Raw genomic sequence first — 17,318 nt, 5'->3', positions numbered from 1 at the left:
ATCGATGCTTAAAAAAATACTACCTCTTCTTATCTCCTTATTTTGTTTCCAATCTTTTTGTTTTGCCGATTATTATATTGATCGAGTAACTGGGCGAGAACTTGGATCCGATGGATCAGAAACAAATAACTTAAGAGTTATTGACATAAGAGAATGGAATTATGTAATTGAAGAAAAAGAGGGGACTAAATCTAAGCTAGGAACCCAAGAATTACACAGAAATAGTTACGTAATTACTTTTGATGAAAATCAAATACAAAATGAGGTTCAGAGAATTGCAGATGACACAATGAAAGAGGGATTAGAAAATCAAGTGTTTATAGTTCTAAATGTTAATGATGGAAAAGTTTTTGCGATTAGAGACTGGATACCAGAACTTAAGACCAATAAAGAAATTATTATCAATACATATGGTATTGGTTCGAATAGTGCTCCAAGAGTTGGTGAAGGATTAATGCTTTTAGGTCAACTACACGGACATCCAAAAGAAATGAAAGATCATCTAAAAAATATTAGATCTGTTTCTGAATTTGATATTGAGGTAGCTAAAGAATTAGGCGTCACAATTTTTGCAGTTGATGCGTTCAGTTCTTTTGGAATATTCGTTTCTGGCAAATCAATTAAACATTCCAGAGCTCTTCATATTCATCGTGTAGAAAAGAATGGTGTAACTCGAAATTTTATTGGCCAGACTTTCGGAAAAAACGGACTGAATACTTTCGATTTTTCTAGCTATTTCAGTTCAATCTTAAGAACTACTAAAGGTTCAGAGGTTTTGTAATATATTATTTACCTATCAAACTTCTGGCATTCACCGTATCATAAATAATAGTCAATTTTTTGATTTTATTTTCAGAAGTAAACTCCAAAATATCGACTACTTTAAATTCGACAATTTTGTTGTTTTTTAACGTCCACATATAATCAAAAAGTAAGGAAGCTCTATTTGTGTTTTTCTCAAAAAACAATCCATCAAAGCGAAGCCGAGAAGAATTAGTGTCTTCTGCTAAAGCTTCATAGAACTCCTTAGCAGAAAGAACTCCATATAACGGAGACTCTACCAGGCCATCATATGTAAATAAATCTACTACACTATTCATCTCTCCTTTTTCCAAAAAGAAAAGATATTTTTTTACTACTTCTTCTTTAGTCATTTGATTTGCTTGTAAAATAACAGATCTATCAGATTTTACGGATTATAAATATCGTTCTTTAATTACATCCAAATGATGTTTCTGATGACCAGAAAGTATATAACCCGCTGCTCTTGTGCTCATTGGACTACCACTAGCCTCACCTATTTGGCTTAACATATCCTCTGTGAAACTTTTGAATAATGCTATTGAGTTATTTCTAACTGCTTCAAAATCTTCAATAAACTCTTGCTTACTATAGTTATTAGCATTAGAATAAGGAACATATTCATCTTGATCAAACCCCATCAATGGACTTTTGTCATTCCTAGCAAAACGAAGTGCCCTATATGAAAAAATGCGTTCTGTATCAATTATGTGTTGAAACACTTCTGCGATCGTCCATTTTCCCTCGGCATAGGCATATGTGAATTTTTCTTCAGAAATAGCATTTACAAAATCAATGAATTTCTGCTTACTTTGCTGTAAGCCTTTTACAACGTTAGCATTTGCAGCTTTATCAATATAAACACCATAATAAGGATCATACTCTCCTGAAGTTAGTAAAGATTGCATAAATTATCATTTATAAATAAAGTAGAAATGTACTAATTCTTATTTCAATATATAAAGTCATTAACAGTTCTTTATTATCTATGTTTACAAATACTATTCAATCACTTTTTTGCTTTTCTATCCTACGTGCTCTAAAATATAAAAATAACGGAAATGCAAATGCTATAGCAACCATAAAAGTTAATGGAATAAATACCCACCAATGTTTCATTTTTAATTTAATAGCTTCTGGAATATACCAAACAAAAAAAGTAAATACCACCACTAACAAATCTGCACTAAATGATTTGGCCGGAAATGTAGTTTTCGTTTGCGCTATATAGTTTAAAAGGGAAATATCTTCAGCGCTTATATAAAACAGAATATTAAAATACCAAGTGTAGCAAAGCCCTAAAATAGCTAAAAACAGGAACACGTATTTGATTTTCATAAGTATGATTTTTGATATAAAAAATTTCAAATAATAAATTCGATTTTGTAAAACTAATCCAATATATCAAGTAAGCAAATTCTCATCTTTCTATATGTTTATGTATCACAAATCATCCTTTAAATTTTGCTATTTTAAACAATTGATTATTTAGTTCACCAACGATCTTATATATGTAATAAACAAACTTAACTTCCGCAAGGAATATGCAGTTATTTAACGTTCATCGTATATAAACGTAATAACCAATTCATCTGTGCTTGATGTTACAGGATTGAACCTCGTTTGTGTTCTTATTAATTTAGTTTCAATAAGCATTGCAGTACTTGTATCAAGGGAGTTTGTTAAGAAAATTGTTTGTTGATCATCTGTTATACCCCAAGCCCCAAAACCACCTGCCTATACCCTACATTACCGATAATAATCTGAAAAATCAAAATAGTCTTCTTGGAAAGAACCATCTTCTCTAAAGGTAATTTGAGAATACGGACAATCTCTTTCTGATTCCACACCATTAATTGTTAAAGTAGAACTAATACATTTTCCTATTACATCTGATCTTAATCTATCTCTAGGAGATACGTCATCAGAGAAACAACCTAGACATACAACAAAAAGTAAGCTAGATAAGTATGTTGTTGTTTTAAATCTGTTTATTTTTAATTATACCTAAGACCTATTATTTAGTATAAGATTAATTATGTTGTTTAAGCTACTAATTTAGTAAATACAAATCGAATAGAAACCTCTCATATATTGTCTTTAATATATGCACAAGTGATTAATTCAGTACAACTATTTTTTAGCTCACCAACAATCTTCGGCATAAAATATTGAACTATAACAGATTATAAAGATTTCCTTTTTAAGGAAAACAAAAAAACCACAACAATAGTTTTGTTGTGGTTTTGCTTAAAAATTATAATTTCCTATGCTGAATTACGGCTGGCATTAATATTACCAAACAACGAACGGGTCACCATTTTTTCATAGATTTCTAGATCTTCTGTATCATTACCTGATCGGGTAATATCCTGAATTTTCTTCAGTGCGTATTGCTGTATCGTAAGTAATGGCAATACAATATTTTCTCTAATATCAATAGATGCCTTACCCGCTGATTCGTTTTCCATTAGCTCAGTATAGCCTGTTAATTTCAACAAAAGACGTTTGGTTAATTCATACTCTTTATGAATAATATTCCAAAAAGCTCCATATTCCTCATCATCTTTCATATATGCAGTCAATTGGAAAAACGACTTGGTTAAACTCATCATACTATTCCCTACCAAAGCTCTAAAGAAAGCAGACCCTTTGTATAAAGCAATGATTTTATCAAACTCACCTCGGTCTTCATACGTTTTCAAAGCAGTCCCTACTCCATAGAATCCAGGAACATTTTGTTTTAACTGACTCCAACTTCCTACAAATGGTATTGCTCGTAAATCTCCAAAATCTAAACTACTACTTTTACTTCGTTTAGAAGGACGACTACCAATATTAGCTTTTCCATAGTACTTAAGCGTACTCATATTTTCTAAATATGGTAAAAACTTAGGATGATTCTTAAAATCTACATAGGTTTTATAACTAACGTCTGCCAACTCCTGCATGGTTTCCTTATTTTCTTTAGAAAATAAATTAGCTTCATTATCAGTCAATTGATTTTCCACACCAGCACCTAACAATTGTTCTAAGTTATACTGACATGAATCCAATGTCCCAAAATTAGAACTAATCGTTTGTCCTTGAACAGTTATCTGAATTTGCTCATGCTCCACAGTTGGTCCCAACGAGGCATAAAACTGATTAGTGTTACCTCCACCTCTAGCTGGCGGTCCACCACGACCATCAAAAAATATTACTTTTACACCATACTTTCTTGACATTTCAGTTAGCGCTTCTTTAGCTTTAAAAATACCCCAATTTGCCATTAAGTATCCTCCATCTTTCGTTCCATCAGAAAAACCAAGCATAATCGTTTGCTTCATTCCACGACGTTTTAGATGTTCCATATATACAGGATTACTATATAATGCTTCCATTACCTCATGAGAAACCTTAAGATCTGGCACTGTTTCAAATAATGGTATCACATCGACTGATGGCTGCTCCCAATCACTTAACCTAATCATAGCAAAGGTTTCCATCACATTAAGAACGCTTCCATTATTACTAATAATATAACGATTAGCTCCACGTTCTCCATTATTTTGCTGTATGGTCTGTATTGCATAAATAGATTCCATTGTAGCTCTTGCCATATCATCATCTAGTACAGATGGATCTAACTTTCCGGTAACATTAGATAATACTTGTATCTGTTCTTCTTCCGACAACGAATCATAGTCGTCCGGAAAGAAACCTAAACCTAAGTTGGTAGTCTTCTTAACTATCTCCGTAAGCACACTATGATGCACTCTAGAATCCTGACGAATATCAAGGGTTCCAAAATGGAATCCAAAAATCTTAACTTTATTAATTAGATCTTGTAATTCTTCTAAAAAAAGAGATTGATGTTTACTAATCAATTCTTCTCTTACTTCCAGTAAACCATTCATCAATGTTTCAATAGATAAAGGTTCTGCAGTTTTTGCGTAATAAAAATTATCATACAATGCTTCTTCCAAAACTCCAAGCTTATCCTGCAGATTCCCAAAAGTGATTCTACGCTTTAGTTTACGCATATCTCTGTAATAATTGATAAGAATGGTTTTTCTCAATCTTTTTGCAACTTTCAGCGTTGTTTCTGTTGTTACAAAAGGATTGCCATCTCTATCACCACCCGGCCAAAACCCAAGATTAATAAGATCGTTTTCCAGATCTTCTCCCTTAAAGATATCCTGCTGAATATAGTTATAGATAGTCCCTACAGAATGATAAAATACATTCTCGAGATACCAGATTAAACTTACCGCTTCGTCATATGGTGTAGGCTTTTCTTTTTTAAAGAAAGCAGTTTTACCTAACTGCGCTAACAACTTTTTGATTCTTTGTGAATCATTGTCTCTAATAGCAGTATCAAGATCATGAATAATTCCCAATACGGTTCCTGGATAAAACTGTGTAGGATGCGCAGTTAAAGTTGGTCTAATTTTAAACCTTCTTAGATAATCTTTCAATTCTTCTAATTGTCCCTTTGCTTGTGCTTCTTCTTTAATACTTCTTAGCGTACCGCGACCATCCATATTATTAACAATAGGAAACGCTGCATCTTCAATCGCGTCAAACAATACGACCTGGCGTTCTATATACTGGATAAATCTAAATAAAAGATCATGTTTGTCTTTATCAGAAGGGTTATCCTGATATAGCTCGAAAAAGCTTTCTACAATTTCTGAAGGATTTTTCTTTTTGTCATACCCTTTTTCGCAAACTTCTTTAAAAAGCGGTAATAAAACACCAGTATTGGTGATTTCATCAAAAGGTAGTGTAATAAATATACTGTTGTATATCTGATATTTAGTAAGAACGTTATGGTTAAAACGTTCTATTTTTGGTTGTCTTGCCATAGTTGTGGTTACGAATATGGTTGATTAATAAATTATTTTACATTAAAAAACCCTCTAAGATTGATTCCTAAAGGGTTAATATATTGGAATAGAACGCCCCTTTACATTTCTTGAAAGATAGAATGCATCAAACGTTTCTTATCATTTATACTTTCTTCTAACGAAATCATAGTTTCTGTACGGTACACCCCATCGATATCATCTAATTGAAAAATAATATCTTTAGCGTGATTCGTATCCTTTGCTCTTACCTTACAAAAGATATTAAACTTACCTGTAGTAATGTGTGCAACAGTTACATATGGTATTTCCTTAATCCTTTGTAATACAAATTTGGTTTGTGATGTATTCTGAAGATATATACCTACATACGCAATAAAGGAATATCCTAATTTTTTATAATCTAATGTTAATGAAGATCCTTCAATAATTCCAGCTTCTTCCATTTTCTTTACACGCACATGAACGGTACCGGCAGAAATCAGTAATTTCTTTGCAATATCTGTAAAAGGAGTACGTGTATTTTCGATCAACATGTCTAAAATTTGGTGATCTACTTCATCTAATTTAAATTTTGCCATAGTAATTCTAATAAATTTTCCCGATTAATTACATTGCAAAAATAACAGAAAAATAATGTTTTCATACATTTTTTTTCAACTTTTTCTCAATTCTGTTGAGAATAATTCATCATTTAGTCGAAATTTTAACAACTCATTTTCTGGAAGTACCTCTACTGTAACGTTTTCGTTATATATTGTTCTTTTATTACCAATAATCTCTCTATGACCATAAAATTTTCTTAAATCCTCAATTTTAACAATTTTTGGAATGAATTTAATATCATTTTCACATAATTCTTCGGTATACTGAATTGCTATATCTACATTGTTTTTATCCAAAATAACATCTCTAATGATGATATCATAAAAACATTTTCCATTTTCTGGAATATCAAAATATCCCTCATACCCATCTCCTGCTAAATTTTTGTCCGAAATATATCGAACTGCAGTAACCAACGCATAAAATATGTAAGCCCTAGTCTCTTCTCTATCATAATCGCCAGCATAATGCCCAGCTTCGAATAATATAGTAGGTATCCCTATATCTGATAAAGTATCTCCTACACAGTTTATATTAAAGCCATCATCATACCTTCCTATACTATTAGGAATAAACTTTTGCAACACCAAATTCATCTCTGTTATAATTCCCATGGCCATTTTACGACAAGGAGTAACAGTACGTTCTTTATCTCCCGCCGGAGACAGAAAAGAGACTGTAGCTGAAAAATCAGTTTCTCCTACACTAAAAATAGTACGCTGTCCGTGAAGATTAAAAGCAACATCAGGACGAATTTTATGAATTATATTGTTTAATATAATACTTTCTTTTTGGGTCTTATCTTGAGCATCCCGATTAAGATCCACTTGATTGTAATTAAGTCTGGTATACGCTTTAGCTCCATCAGGACTTAATATAGGGATAATATATAAAGTACAAGATGCTAAAATATTCTTGGAAAACTCATTAGAATCATCCGTTAACATATTTATAAAATCTAAAACTGCTTTTGTAGTGGTGCTTTCGTTTCCATGCATCTGAGACCAGAACAATAGCTTCTTTTTTCCATTACCAAGTTTTATAAGATGTATTGGAGCATTATTTTCTGAAGCACCTAAAAGTTCAATATCTACCTTGCTTGAAAGATTGTCTAGTATCGGACTAATATGTTGTAAATGTATATAACGTCCAGACAAGGACGATTCTCTATATGTAGAAAACAATTCTAACAATTTTTTAGTATCCATAAGCTAATTAAAACGTCTAAATTACTACTGTTTACTGAAGATTCATAACAATTACTTTAGTTTTTACATATGTAAACCAAGACAAGTGTTACATCTGTAAACATTGCTAATTTACACATGTAAACAATCCCCGGTTCTTATTTGTTTAATATAGTAAACAGTATTATACCAAGTAATGTCAAAAATTTCACAACTATAAGTAGTTAATTAAGTAACGTATTTAACTATCTTATTTTCAATGATTAAAATTAACTTATTTAGAGCAATAGTTTAAACTACTATTGTGTTCATACTCCATTGATTACAAATGTAAACCAATGTTACAAACGAATTGTTTACCTTTGTAATCAACTTACAACATTAAACTCGTTTACAATGGTAAACACTACTGCTTTTGGAAAAAGAATACAAGAAATCATGAAATTTTATCATGTTTCGGCATCTGGATTTGCAGATGCTATGGGCGTAGGACGTTCTTCGATTTCTCACATTCTTTCAGGTAGAAACAAGCCTAGTCTTGATTTTGTTATGAAAATAACAGAAGCATATCCTGAAGCTGAATTATACTGGTTACTTTACGGCCAAGGTACATTTCCTAAATCCGAAGAAATTGAATCCCCTAAAGAATTATCTACTCCAATTCCAACAGCTATTCCCTCTCCTATCTCAACCTCAAACGTTACTGAATCAGAACAAGATTTATTCTCATTACCCGAACCTGAAGTTCAAAATGATATCTCTGACATCGTTGATATCAATAAAGAAAAACAGATCATTCATAATGTTGCTAGTAATAAAGAAATTAATCAAATTGTATTTTTCTATAAGGATGGTACTTTTGACACCTATAAAAACTAAAAAACTCAATAATTTTCTTCCCATTGCTGTTAAATCTGTTGAAATAGATTTATTTTCGTTTATCTTTATTATTATCCTATGAAGCGATTCGCTTTTTTATTACTTGTTTCTATATTCTTTGCGAGTTGTTATCAGCAAGATCGCAATTGTACTGATTTTCAAACTGGAACTTTTGAGTTTGAAACCTATCTTAATGGAGAACTAGCTAAAACAACATTTGTTCGTAATGACTCCATTGAAATAGATTATTTCCAAGGCAAAATTGATACAGCTAGTATTCGTTGGATTAATGACTGCGAGTATGTCGTAAAAAAATTGCATCCAAAAAACATGGCCGAGGAAAAAGCAATTCATATGAAAATATTGACTACTGATAAAAACACCTATACTTTTGAATATGGATTAGTAGGTGCTAAAAAGAATAAACAAAGAGGAACTGCAAAAAAAATAAAATAATGTTTGAAATTTTCACAACCGCCGATGCCTGGGTTGCCTTGTTAACATTGACATTTCTTGAAATTGTTCTTGGTATTGATAACATCATATTCATCTCACTCGCTTCAAGTAAGTTACCTAATGAAGAACAGAAGAAAGCAACTAATATCGGTTTGCTGTTAGCCATGGTTATGCGTATTGTATTACTTTTTGGTATTTCATTACTTGTGGCTATGGAAGCTCCTTTCTGGCATATTAATCTACCTTGGGTAGAAGCTGGAATTAGCGGACAATCACTAATACTATTTGGAGGTGGAATATTTTTACTTTATAAAAGTGTTCATGAAATTCATGAAAAAGTAGACGAAAAAGGAGAAGAAGAGAAGGAAATAAAAGAGAAGAGTTCTAGTTCATTATCCAAAGCGATTTTACAGATTACGTTGATTAATGTAGTATTCTCGTTTGATTCTATACTTACAGCTGTTGGTATGACTAATGGATTAAGTGATAACCCTACTGATGCTTTGATTATAATGATCATTGCTGTAGTTATTTCTGTTTTGATCATGATGGCCTTTGCTACACCAGTAGGTCGCTTTGTAAATAAACACCCTTCTATTCAGATTCTTGGCCTTTCGTTTTTGATTCTAATTGGATTTATGTTAATTGCTGAAGCTGCTCATTTAGCACATCTTCAGATATTTGATTCAGAAGTTGGAACGATACCAAAAGGATACCTTTATTTTACAATTGCATTTTCTTTATTTGTAGAGTTTGTCAATTTTAAACTTCGGAAGAAAGGAAAACTGAGCGGACAAAATAATTAGGATTTTAAAAAAATATCGCATTTTTGCGAAAACCAATAAAAGTCACCTCACTTATTGAATAAAACAAATGAGTAAATTAAAAGAACTACAAAACCGAAGTGGAGCCTCATGTGAACTGTGTAATACTGCCGAGAACACATCAGTATATGATATTCCTGAATCTCCTAATGTAGGGTTAGACTCTAGTATTTTAGTGTGTGTAACTTGCAAAGGACAAATAGAAGATCCATCAACAATGAATACTAATCACTGGCGATGTCTTAATGACAGTATGTGGAGCGAGGTTCCTGGTGTACAAGTAATAGCTTGGAGAATGCTTACTCGATTACGTTCTGAAGGTTGGCCACAAGATCTCCTGGACATGTTATACCTCGAAGAGGATGTTTTAACTTGGGCAAAAGTTACAGGAGAAGGCGAGGATGAAGGAACTACAGTAAAACATATGGATTCTAATGGAGCTACACTACAATCAGGAGATAGTGTTGTACTTATTAAGGATCTGAATGTGAAAGGCGCTAATTTCACTGCTAAAAGAGGTACAGCTGTTCGTAATATTTCTTTAGTACACGATAACCCCGAGCATATAGAAGGCAAAGTGAGTGGTCAGCATATTGTGATCTTGACTAAATTTGTTAAGAAATCTTAAATATGCACATCTCTCTTGCTATTAAACAAAAACTTCACTAAATGCTATTTAATTAATTAAAAATCAAATATATAAAAATGTTGTCTTGAATTAATTTTAACTTTCATAATTTATATCGGATAAATGATCCTCGTTTAAAACTGAGGCATTAAACCAACAATATTTTTCAAATTCAGAAATAAGGCTCCAGGAACAATGATAATCTAAAATCAATACGAGCCCTAATTATCTATTTTAGAAACCGCATGACCCGAGAGTAAGTTCGTTGCTGCGCACCTTTTCAAAACAAAGTTTTACTAATAATAAACTAAAGTTTTAAAATCATTTTCGATAATTTGTTACCGAAATTTATATAGTACACCCCTTTAGCAACATTAGAAATATCAATTGATTCGGTAGCAGGGCTATACAATTGTTTTTTTACAACTTTCCCAGTAGGGTCTATAATTTCAATTGTTACCTCTGACTCCAATTCTAATCCTATAATATTCACTACCCCTTTAGTAGGATTAGGATATATACGAACACCATTATAATCATTCTCCTCTACAGACAATATATAGTCTGTAGCGCTAGCTATAATTGGCTCCATAACATCCCAAGATCTATCTGTCCATGACCAAAGTAATGATCCGTGCCATCCGTTTTGCATAAGAGATATTATCATATCTACCGAACTCACCCCAAAGGTATCATCGGGATAATATTCTGCTATGACAGCTTCTTTGTCTAATTTTTCAGGATTATACTCATTATGAAATGGTGAACCATCCATACCGGCCCAATTATAATAGTGTATGTTATAGAAATCCAAATATCCTTTTTCTTCGCCTCCTTTTTCCTTTAATTTTTCATCAGAATATAAATTCTCATACCCTTTTTCCTGATCATCAATAGAAGTCAGAAAACCAAGTGCTCCATTAGTGATTTTTACGTTTGGCTGTTCTGCTCTTATAGCTGCTGCAGTTTTATTAATAAACTTTTGCACATCTACTATCGATACTCGTTCGATAAATCCAGCCCAATGATTTCCGTATTCAACAGTCATTCCTTCTGCTTCGTTGAATATCTCCCATGCATACAATCCTGGATGATCTCCTATTTCATTTACCAATGGTAGTAATGCATTATCAATATAAGATTGAAAATATATTTCTTCCGTAAGTAATTTTTTATTTGCCGCTGCATCCACATTCCATTGATCTTTTAACATATCAAAAGACCATAAGCATATTTGTATTTTTAAATCTTTGGAAGCTGCTAGATCCAATATACTTTTTATATCATCATAAAAAAAAGCTGGATTTGCAGTAACTTTTTTATCATCATCAAAAACTGGGTTTGTAGAACCATTGGTATGATACCACCATCGTATTACATTTCCTCCCGCATCTGATACAGCAGTCATAATCTCATTGAATTTTTCCATATCCGGATGGTATTGAGTCTGAAAATCTGGATCCAATCCAACATCTTTACCAAAATTTACCCAGGCAATATTTATTCCGTTTACAAAAGAATCACTTGTTATTTTAGAATTGATATCCATTTTATTTTTATCCGTATGAATATATTCATTTTTATTAAAATATAGCTCAGGATGGATTATCTGAGGGCTATTTTTTATCGATTCAATAACCTCTTCTTTATAATTTTCCGGATTAGACCAAGGTTTTTTAGATCGTTGTGCTGAGAGTTGAGCGCAGAAAAAAAAGCAAATAAACGCGGTTAAGATTTTCATTCTAAATTTTTGATTTGGTTTGGAATGTAAATTAAAGAAGAATTTTATCGTTTTTTCAATAAAATAAAGTGCGTAAAAAGCTACTTGGTTGTTTCTGCATTCTTAAGCTACCATTCAATTAGACAAAATTGCTACAAAAGATAAGATGCACTACAAATTTCCTTTTGTTTTGTGTAAGGAATTGTAGTAAAAAATACCGCAACCTGAGCCTTTTTATGGCAAAGCATGAGGAATTGTAGCCGTTCGATTTCACTCAGTATAAACCACAAGCACAACCTTGTGATCACATATAAATTTTATAATAAAACTGTGGTACGCCCAAAACAATTGTGTCTCTTATAAGACGCAGAGTCGTTTTGTTTTTAGAAAATAGTTTCAGTACTCCACACAATATAACTACAAATCAACACCTTACAACCATATGTAAGAAAACACAGTCAACTTAAGTGCTTTGATGCTTTGACATACTCAATACAACTAAATTTTCAAATCTATAAGTATTACAAATAAATACGAAAAAGAACCTACCATTATTTCAGGTTAAAAAAATATGTTTGGTATAAAATAAAACACTGAAAAAGATAGGTTTTCTTTTTTCTAAATTTTACACCCTTAAAGTATAACGCTATCTCTAATTTAAAACAGAGTTGCTTGTTCCCCGTCGGGATCAGAATCATTATTATCTAAATTTATATCCTTAGAGGCTGAGGCATCGGTAGATTCCTGAGGATTTACTGATACTACATCTTCTTCCCCTACAACTTCTATTTCCTCTGCAGGTAATTCTTCGGGTTCTTCATAAGGCAATGAATCCAATAAATTTATTTGCTTTACTTTCTCTGTGGTAAGTTGGTTTCCTTGTGCCTTAATACCTTTTACCGAAATAAAATCTTCTAAACTTATTTCATCATTTGGTTTCTGATCTTTCCCTCTTAACTTATTGTATATTATTTCTGCAACAGGCCTATGATCCGTAGAGATAATTTCTAAAAATGACTTCTGATGATCCGAAATAAACACCTCTTCGCGATCTCCATTTTCAACTAAAAATCGTTTAACATAATACTTTTCTTTTTCTCCATCCCAATAAATAGCAGAAATAGGTTTCATAGGTTTCCATTTCTCCAGCACCACCATATCAGAATCAAAATGTACTGTGATTTCAGGAACAATAGCTTTTGCTATCCCTTTTTGATTAATTATCAATAAACGATCTTCTCCTTTAAACTCACCGAGCAACTCTCCTCTTCCATCTACGTTCAATCGTTGCACAGTATCATCAAACCATATTTTACGAGGTTTTAAAGTAGAAACCCCTTGCTCCTTTAGCTCTACTTTCTTGATATTATATTTAGTAACAATATTTCCTTTTACACCTCTTCCTTTTATTAAAAGGTCAGAAAAATTAAGGTCGAACTTCAGTTTCTTAACACTTCCTGCTTGACGCAGAAAAATAGCTATCACTTCTGCTTCTCCATTAGGGTTAGCAGTAAAATAAATAACTTTAGAACCTTTTTTTCCTTGTGTTAAATCGTATTCTTTATCTCTTGTTACTCCAGTAACTGCAAATCGCTTTACATAAGCCGCTCCTCCTCTACCATCTTGATAAATCATATTATAAATTGTACGCTTATCTTTCTTTTTAAATATCGCAATATGAATAATATTTTTCCCGACAAAAGTTTTAGCATCGACTTTAGTAATCATAAGTTTACCATCTGCAGTAAAACAAATAATATCGTCTATATCAGAACATTCTGTTACATATTCATCTTTACGCAGTGATGTCCCTACAAATCCTTCTTCTCGATTTACATAGAGCTTGGTGTTTCTGATAACTACTTTAGTTGCTTCAATGTCATCAAAAATTCTTATTTCAGTTTTTCGCTCCCATCCCTTACCATAAGTACTTTTCAATCTCTTAAAATAAGATATAGCATATTCAATAAGATGTGCTAAATGATGTCTTACTTGAGCAATATCCTCTTCTAAAGCGTCAATCTTCTGTTGCGCCTTATCAATATCAAATTTCGAGATTCTTTTAATTCTAATTTCCGTTAAACGAACAATATCTTCTTCGGTAACAGCTCGTTTTAAATGTTTTATATGTGGCTGTAAACCTTTATCAATTGCCTTTATAACTCCGTCCCAGGTTTCTTCTTCTTCAATTTCGCGATAAACACGATTTTCGATAAAAATTCTTTCCAATGATGCAAAGTGCCATTGCTCCTGTAATTCATTTAACTGAATTTCTAATTCTTTTTTAAGCAATTCTACGGTGTGATCGGTAGAGCGCCTTAACATTTCTGAGACTCCTATAAAATTAGGTCTACTATTATCTTCAATTACACAACCGAGTGGGGAAATTGAAGTTTCGCAACTAGTGAAAGCATATAATGCATCAATAGTTTTATCTGGAGAAATACCACCAGGAAGATGAACTAGTATCTCTACTTTTGCCGCTGTATTATCCTCTATTTTCTTTACTTTTATCTTACCTTTTTCATTAGCTTTTAGGATAGAGTCTATTAAACTAGAAGTTGTAGTAGAAAAAGGTATCTCACTTATAACCAACGTGTTCTTGTCTAATTGAGAAATTTTAGCACGTACCCTAACTTTACCTCCACGATTACCATCACTATAATTAGTAAAGTCTGCAATTCCTGCAGTAGGAAAATCTGGTAAAATTGTAAACCGTTTACCTTGTAAATGCTTAATAGAAGCATCTATCAATTCTAAAAAATTATGAGGTAGAATTTTAGTACTCAGCCCTACTGCAATTCCTTCTGCTCCTTGTGCTAATAATAATGGAAATTTTATAGGTAAATTAATCGGCTCCTTTTTTCTTCCATCATAGGATAATTGCCAATCCGTTACTTTAGGATTATATACTACATCTAATGCAAACTTAGATAATCGTGCTTCTATATACCTAGAAGCTGCTGCTCGGTCACCAGTGAGTATATTACCCCAGTTACCTTGCATATCAATCAACAGATCTTTTTGCCCAATCTGCACCATTGCATCTGCAATACTAGCATCACCATGTGGATGGTACTGCATTGTATGTCCTACAATATTCGCCACCTTATTATATCTACCATCATCTAAGTCTTTCATAGAATGTAGAATTCTACGTTGAACTGGTTTCAGCCCATCTTCTATTGATGGCACTGCTCGTTCCAAGATTACATAGGATGCGTAATCCAGAAACCAATCCTTGTACATTCCGGTAACCTTAGTAATCACTTCTTGAGGCTGATGCTCCTCAGGAGTTAACTCATTATGTAGTTCTTCGTTTTCGTTTTCTATATCCATACCTTTTTCCGGGGCACTTTTTGTATCCTTATAATTCTTCTTCTACAGTATCTAACTCTACTTTAAGATTCTCTATAATAAACTCTTGTCTATTAGGTGTATTTTTTCCCATATAAAAAGATAGTAACTCTTCAATAGGTTTTTCTTTATCTAACATTACAGGATCTAAACGAATATCATCTCCAATAAAATGCACAAATTCATCTGGAGAAATCTCTCCTAACCCCTTAAATCGGGTAATTTCTGGTTTTCCAGATAATTTAGCTATAGCGTCTCTTCTTTCTTGTTCAGAATAACAATAGATAGTTTCTTTTTTATTTCTGACTCTAAATAATGGTGTTTGTAAAATATACAAATGCCCTTCTTTAATAACTTCTGGAAAAAACTGTAGAAAGAACGTAATCAACAAAAGTCTAATGTGCATTCCATCGACATCGGCATCTGTAGCAATAACAATATTATTGTATCTAAGATCCTCTAAGGATTCTTCTATGTTAAGTGCCGCCTGCAATAAATTAAACTCTTCATTCTCATACACAATCTTCTTGCTCATATTATAGCAATTCAGTGGCTTACCACGTAAACTAAAAACCGCTTGTGTATTTACATCTCTTGACTTCGTTATGGATCCACTTGCAGAATCTCCCTCTGTAATAAATAATGTACTCTCTAAATTCCTATCTTTCTTACTATCTGTAAGATGAACGCGACAATCTCTTAGTTTTTTGTTATGTAAACTCGCTTTTTTAGCACGTTCACGAGCCAATTTTCTTATTCCTGAAAGATCTTTACGTTCACGTTCTGCTTGCAATATCTTACGCTGTATACCTTCTGCTACATTAGAATTCTTATGTAAAAAATTATCCAGTTTTGTCTTTAGAAAATCATTTATATATGTTCTAACAGTAGGTAAATTACCTCCCATATCTGTTGAACCTAATTTGGTTTTGGTCTGACTCTCAAAAACGGGTTCCATAACCTTAATACTAATAGCAGATACTATAGATTTACGAATATCACTAGCTTCATAGTTTTTACCATAAAACTCTCTAATTGTTTTCACAACAGCCTCACGAAAAGCAGCTTGATGCGTTCCTCCTTGTGTAGTATTCTGACCATTTACAAAAGAATGATACTCTTCACTATATTGTGTTTTACTATGTGTGATTGCGATTTCAATATCATCACCTTTTAGGTGAATAATAGGATACAATCGATCTTCCTCACTTATATTATCAGAAAGTAAATCTTTCAGTCCATTCTCTGAAAAATATTTTTCGCCATTAAAAAGTATGGTTAATCCAGGATTTAGATATACATAATTTTTAAGCATTTTAGCAACATACTCAGTACGGTACTTATAATTCTTAAAAATAGTTTCATCTGGAACAAAAGAAACTTTGGTACCTCTTCTACGAGAAGTTTCATCTAAAGTTTCTTGATTGGTAAGGTTTCCTTGTTCGAATTCTGCTGAGGCAGATTTACCATCTCTAGTAGATTCTACTCTAAAAAATTTAGACAATGCATTCACTGCCTTTGTACCCACACCGTTCAACCCTACTGATTTCTTAAAAGCTCTGGAATCATATTTCCCACCAGTATTCATCTTAGAGACAACATCAACAACTTTACCAAGTGGAATCCCACGACCATAATCTCGAACAATCACTTTATCCCCTTGAATAGAAATCTCTATAGTTTTACCAGCACCCATCACATATTCATCTATAGAATTATCGAGTACTTCTTTTACTAAAATATAGATTCCGTCATCCGCTGAAGATCCATCACCTAGTTTACCTATATACATTCCAGGTCGCATACGGATATGCTCTTTCCAATCGAGGGATCGTATATTATCTTCGGTATATTTGGTTTCCTTGCTCATAAAATTTTGGGTAGAATGCTTGCTAATATAAGGTTTCACTTACACAATTAAAATAGACATCCTACAAAGTAATTAACAATTCTAACATGGTTTTTGTTGATTATTTGACCCACAATGAATTAGCTCAAAATACATCAAAA

The 17,318-nt window shown here is 32.5% G+C and carries 14 protein-coding genes; 5 read left to right on the top strand and 9 right to left on the bottom strand.

What is annotated here, in order from left to right:
* Positions 1-4: 4 nt before the first annotated feature.
* The gene (locus Q0921_RS01465; RefSeq protein WP_299252197.1) at positions 5-781 is read left to right on the top strand and encodes a hypothetical protein; all 777 of its coding nucleotides are present in this window, start codon (positions 5-7) and stop codon (positions 779-781) included.
* Positions 782-785: 4 nt separating this feature from the next.
* On the opposite strand, the gene Q0921_RS01460 is transcribed toward Q0921_RS01465, so the two are convergent.
* The 6 genes from Q0921_RS01460 to Q0921_RS01435 form a co-directional block, all read right to left on the bottom strand.
* On the bottom strand, positions 786-1,154 hold the full coding sequence (locus tag Q0921_RS01460; RefSeq protein WP_299252195.1) for a nuclear transport factor 2 family protein: 369 nt from the start codon (positions 1,152-1,154) through the stop codon (positions 786-788).
* Positions 1,155-1,196: 42 nt separating this feature from the next.
* Entirely contained in the window at positions 1,197-1,709 is a 513-nt protein-coding gene (locus Q0921_RS01455) for a DinB family protein (protein ID WP_299252193.1), read from the bottom strand.
* A 97-nt stretch (positions 1,710-1,806) separates the two neighbouring features.
* Positions 1,807-2,139, bottom strand: coding sequence for a DUF2834 domain-containing protein (locus Q0921_RS01450; protein ID WP_299252191.1), 333 nt, complete (start codon positions 2,137-2,139; stop codon positions 1,807-1,809).
* Positions 2,140-3,068: 929 nt separating this feature from the next.
* Positions 3,069-5,651 (bottom strand): phosphoenolpyruvate carboxylase, encoded by a 2,583-nt coding sequence (locus Q0921_RS01445; protein ID WP_299252189.1) that lies wholly within the window; start codon positions 5,649-5,651, stop codon positions 3,069-3,071.
* 101 nt (positions 5,652-5,752) lie between these two features.
* Positions 5,753-6,232 carry an Lrp/AsnC ligand binding domain-containing protein gene (locus Q0921_RS01440; RefSeq protein ID WP_299252187.1) on the bottom strand — a complete coding sequence of 160 codons (480 nt, stop codon included), beginning with the start codon at positions 6,230-6,232 and terminating at the stop codon, positions 5,753-5,755.
* Positions 6,233-6,307: 75 nt separating this feature from the next.
* A complete protein-coding gene (locus Q0921_RS01435; protein WP_299252184.1) occupies positions 6,308-7,465 on the bottom strand; it encodes a M14 family zinc carboxypeptidase in 1,158 nt (385 codons plus the stop codon).
* A 375-nt stretch (positions 7,466-7,840) separates the two neighbouring features.
* Between Q0921_RS01435 and Q0921_RS01430 the strand changes: the two genes are divergently transcribed.
* The 4 genes from Q0921_RS01430 to Q0921_RS01415 all read left to right on the top strand — a co-directional run bounded on the left by Q0921_RS01430 (position 7,841) and on the right by Q0921_RS01415 (position 10,231).
* Entirely contained in the window at positions 7,841-8,323 is a 483-nt protein-coding gene (locus tag Q0921_RS01430; RefSeq protein WP_299252182.1) for a helix-turn-helix transcriptional regulator, read from the top strand.
* Positions 8,324-8,401: 78 nt separating this feature from the next.
* Entirely contained in the window at positions 8,402-8,779 is a 378-nt protein-coding gene (locus Q0921_RS01425; protein WP_299252180.1) for a DNA topoisomerase IV, read from the top strand.
* Positions 8,779-9,585: a TerC family protein gene (locus Q0921_RS01420; protein ID WP_299252178.1), complete on the top strand. Its 807-nt coding sequence runs from the start codon at positions 8,779-8,781 to the stop codon at positions 9,583-9,585. Before Q0921_RS01425 ends, Q0921_RS01420 begins: the two co-directional genes overlap by 1 nt.
* A 67-nt stretch (positions 9,586-9,652) precedes the next feature.
* Positions 9,653-10,231: an alkylphosphonate utilization protein gene (locus Q0921_RS01415; protein ID WP_299252176.1), complete on the top strand. Its 579-nt coding sequence runs from the start codon at positions 9,653-9,655 to the stop codon at positions 10,229-10,231.
* Between the two features lie 307 nt (positions 10,232-10,538).
* Here Q0921_RS01415 and Q0921_RS01410 read toward each other — a convergent pair whose 3' ends face one another.
* The 3 genes from Q0921_RS01410 to Q0921_RS01400 all read right to left on the bottom strand — a co-directional run bounded on the left by Q0921_RS01410 (position 10,539) and on the right by Q0921_RS01400 (position 17,178).
* Positions 10,539-11,972 (bottom strand): T9SS type A sorting domain-containing protein, encoded by a 1,434-nt coding sequence (locus Q0921_RS01410; protein WP_299252174.1) that lies wholly within the window; start codon positions 11,970-11,972, stop codon positions 10,539-10,541.
* A gap of 636 nt (positions 11,973-12,608) precedes the next feature.
* Positions 12,609-15,290: a DNA gyrase/topoisomerase IV subunit A gene (locus Q0921_RS01405; RefSeq protein ID WP_299252172.1), complete on the bottom strand. Its 2,682-nt coding sequence runs from the start codon at positions 15,288-15,290 to the stop codon at positions 12,609-12,611.
* 28 nt (positions 15,291-15,318) lie between these two features.
* Positions 15,319-17,178, bottom strand: a complete 1,860-nt coding sequence (locus Q0921_RS01400; RefSeq protein ID WP_299252171.1) for a DNA topoisomerase IV subunit B — start codon at positions 17,176-17,178, stop codon at positions 15,319-15,321.
* Positions 17,179-17,318: the final 140 nt, after the last annotated feature.

The sequence above is a fragment of the uncultured Aquimarina sp. genome, assembly GCF_947496855.1.
In the GTDB taxonomy this organism is placed as follows: domain Bacteria; phylum Bacteroidota; class Bacteroidia; order Flavobacteriales; family Flavobacteriaceae; genus Aquimarina.
The sequence above is the reverse complement of the archived record's forward strand: the minus strand, read 5'-3'. Positions and strand labels throughout refer to the sequence as shown.